The organism is Stenotrophomonas sp. HMWF003 (genome assembly GCF_003061285.1).
In the GTDB taxonomy this organism is placed as follows: Bacteria; Pseudomonadota; Gammaproteobacteria; order Xanthomonadales; family Xanthomonadaceae; genus Stenotrophomonas; species Stenotrophomonas maltophilia_AP.
In genome coordinates, this window is the sequence record NZ_QAIW01000251.1 from 1 (window position 1) to 3,276 (window position 3,276).

Here is a 3,276-nt window from a genome sequence, read left to right on the forward strand (position 1 = left end):
GAACAGGCGGGCGAGCGTGTCGCCACTGTCGTCGCCGCCGGGGTTGGTGCCCACATCCACCAGCACCGCATCCACGCCCTGCTGCTGGAAGCGCCGCAGCGTCGCAGCGATCTCGGCCACCCAGGCGTCGTTCAACGTGGCCCGCATGTCGTTCACCGCATCGGCATGCCGCAGTTGGCCCCACAGGCGGTGGCACAGTCCGGGGTAACGCAGCGCATCGAATTCATGCAGGCGCAGCAGGCCCAGGCGGTGGCCATCGGCCAGCGCGATCACCCCGCTGCGCAGTGCCGGGTCGGCCCCACCGGCGGTGGCGTGGTAGCCGGGCAGGGCCTGCAGCGGCACGCTGTAGTCGTGCCGGCCCTCGTCCAGTACGCCCAGCGCCGCGCAGCCGGTGGACGCATCCAGCCTGCGCGGATCCACCGCGGCAGGCGTCGGCGCGGACGCGCCGGCTGCCTGACGATCGAGCAGTTTCAGGTGGCCGTCGTGAAACCCGGCCAGGAAGGTGCGTAGCGCCTGTTCCGCCTGGGCATCGCTGCCGGCCGTGGCGATGGCCTGCTGCGCATCGCGTTCGAGCGCGGGCAGGTCAACGCCGCTCTGCGTGGAGGCCACCCAGGCTAGGTGCGCATAATCGTCCTGCAGTGTCTGCTTGAGTACCGCCAGATCGCCGCGCCAGGCCTCGCGATCAATGCCCGGGGCGGCGTGGCTGGCAAAGGCCATCGACAGCGCCATGACCATCAGCGCCCCTGCTTTCAGTGTGTGTCCTGCCCACATCGCCGTGCTCCCTGCCAAGGCGCTGCCTGCGCCTGCGAACCCCGATCCTAGCCACCCCGGCACGGCGGCGGAAGGGCACCGGTAGTCGGGATAACACCAGCCTCACACCGCCATCCCCTGCCGGCGCGCAGGTTGAAGGCGATCCAACAGCTGGGGCTGCACTCCAGCGGAGCCGTGTGATGTCCACACACATTGTCGAGCGCCAACGGCACGTCCGCATGCTCAACTGCATCGTCGCGGTGGCGCGCGACGACCATGCCCTGCATGCCCACGCCGTGGCCCGGCTGCAGGGAAGCGATGCTGCCCTGTGTGCCGTCATGATGCACATGGCGGGCTCAAGCGCGGCCATCATCGCCACCCTTGGCAGACGCGTGCGGCAGGCCGGCGGACGGCCCGCACGGCACGGCACACTGCTGGGTGGGGTGCGCGCAGGCTTCGGCTGGTGGGGCACGGTGCTGGGGGATGCCGGCATTCAGTACGCCAGCCAGGGGCAGGCGTGCAGGGGCAGGCTGATCCGCGCTCTGCAGGCTGCATTGAACGACGCGACGTTGCCGGAGGATGCACGGCCGATCCTGGACGAGATGATGCGCTACGCGCAGCACGACTGGCAGCAACTGCATGGTCGGCTGGACGGTCTTCGCGCGCGCGAGGTGTAGTGCTGCTCAGACCTGAGGGACCGGGAGGAATCACCGGCGGCATGAGGCTGCGCGTAGCGCGCAGCCCCACTGTCTGCGTCGCAGTTACTTCTGCTGCGGGTTCTTCGGTGCGTCCTTGTTGTCCTGTTCCTGCTTCTGCTGCTTGGCCAACGTGTCCTTGCGCTCCTGCTCCTTCTGCTGGTCGGTCTGCGCGGCGGCATTTTTCTGGACGTTGTTTTCGTTGTTCTGCATGGTGGACATTGCGGTACTCCAGGACGACGTGATGTCGTGCGATCCACACTGGACCCGTTGCCGTTACGCAGCGGTCGCACTGGCATGAGGGTGGGGTCAGGGCGGCCGTGAGCATGGCCTGGCGTTCATGCGCGGCGCCGTGTTCATAATGCGCGCGGGCCGATGGGGCCTTCGATGACGGACGACGACGCATGGCAGCACTTCCGGACAGGCAGCAGGGGCGCACGTGGCGGCGGGCAGGCATACGCGGCGCGCTGGTAGGCGTGGCGATGCTGCTGGTGTCGGTGGTGGGTACGGCGAACGCGCGTGCCGAAATACCCGTGTCCGCAGGCGACACAACGCCGTTGGTGATCGGCGAGACCTTCGTGCTGGTGTCGCAGGCAGTCGGGGAAACCCGACGCATCAACGTCTACCGGCCCTCGGCCTGGAACGTGCCGGCCGACCAGCCGCTGCCGGTGTTGTACATGCCCGACGGTGGCATCGGCGAGGATTTTCTGCACGTGGCAGGCCTGGTCCAGGTACTGGTAGCCAACGGCAGCATGCGCCCGTTCCTGCTGGTCGGCATCGAGAACACCGAGCGTCGCCGCGACATGACCGGCCCCACCTCCGATCCGGACGATCGCCGGATCGCGCCGCGGGTGGGTGGATCGGCCGCGTTCCGCCGCTTTCTGCGCGACGAGTTGATGCCGCAGGTGCGGCGGCGGTACGCGACCACGCCGGAAACGGCGATCATGGGTGAATCGCTGGCCGGCCTGTTCGTGGTGGAGACGCTGCTTCGCGAGCCCGCGCTGTTCGATACCTACATCGCGCTGGATCCCAGCCTGTGGTGGAACCGGGGCGGGCTGGTTGATGAAACCGAGGCGCTGTTGGCCCTCCACGCGCCACAGGGCAAGACCGTGTTCGTGGCCACCAGTGCCGAGCGCGGCATCGCCGTGCCCAGCGCCCGCTTCATGGAGGCGCTGACGGCCCATGCTCCGGGAGTCAGGCGCCGCTACGTGGCGCTGCCCGATGAAAGCCACCAGACGCTCTACCACCCGGCCGCGCTGCTGGCGCTGCGCAGCCTGTTCACCCCGGTGGCCGCCACGCCCTGAGCGATCTGTTTGTGCACACCCAACACGCGGCGGCGGGCGCACAATAGCGCGTCTTTTGCTGACTGTTGTTGGAGGTGCCATGAACCGATTCGTCCTGCTGGGTGTGGGGGCGCTTGCGCTCGCGGCCTGTTCCAAACCGGCCCCGTCCGATACCGCCGCGCCGGCGCAACCGCCCGCCACCACGACGCCTGCCCCCACACCAAGCGCGCCAGCCGCCGCCACCGATGCCACGTTGCAGCCGCCCTCGTTCGAGTGCGCCAAGGCGCAGTCCGAGTCGGAGAAACTGGTCTGCGGCGACGCCCGTCTGGCCGCGCTCGACCGCCAGCTGGCCGCGCTCTACAAGCGCGTGCAGACCAGCCCGGACGAACTGGATATCGCCGCCGAGCAACGCGGCTGGGTCAAGGGCCGTGATGCCTGCTGGCAGGCGGTCGACCGCCACCGGTGCCTGATCGAGTCCTACCAGACCCGCATCGTCGAACTGAACATCGGCAGTGGCGGCGTGCCTGCGCCCACGCCGGTGCACTACC

The 3,276-nt window shown here is 68.9% G+C and carries 5 protein-coding genes; 3 read left to right on the forward strand and 2 right to left on the reverse strand.

The features are described 5' to 3' along the window. Positions 1-771, reverse strand: a 771-nt coding sequence (locus DBR34_RS10470) for a hypothetical protein (protein WP_219928256.1), incomplete at its 3' end; no start/stop codon positions are given. Between the two features lie 218 nt (positions 772-989). On the opposite strand from DBR34_RS10470, the gene DBR34_RS10475 reads away from it, so the two are divergent. Beyond that, a complete protein-coding gene (locus DBR34_RS10475; protein WP_128096748.1) occupies positions 990-1,427 on the forward strand; it encodes a hypothetical protein in 438 nt (145 codons plus the stop codon). Positions 1,428-1,511: 84 nt separating this feature from the next. On the opposite strand, the gene DBR34_RS21300 is transcribed toward DBR34_RS10475, so the two are convergent. Continuing rightward, complete coding sequence (locus tag DBR34_RS21300) at positions 1,512-1,667, reverse strand: hypothetical protein (protein WP_181393968.1); 156 nt, start codon at positions 1,665-1,667, stop codon at positions 1,512-1,514. A gap of 182 nt (positions 1,668-1,849) precedes the next feature. Between DBR34_RS21300 and DBR34_RS10480 the strand changes: the two genes are divergently transcribed. Further along, positions 1,850-2,749 (forward strand): alpha/beta hydrolase-fold protein, encoded by a 900-nt coding sequence (locus DBR34_RS10480; RefSeq protein ID WP_258223812.1) that lies wholly within the window; start codon positions 1,850-1,852, stop codon positions 2,747-2,749. Positions 2,750-2,828: 79 nt separating this feature from the next. Further along, positions 2,829-3,276: lysozyme inhibitor LprI family protein (locus tag DBR34_RS10485; protein WP_128096749.1), on the forward strand; the 448-nt coding region annotated here is incomplete at its 3' end.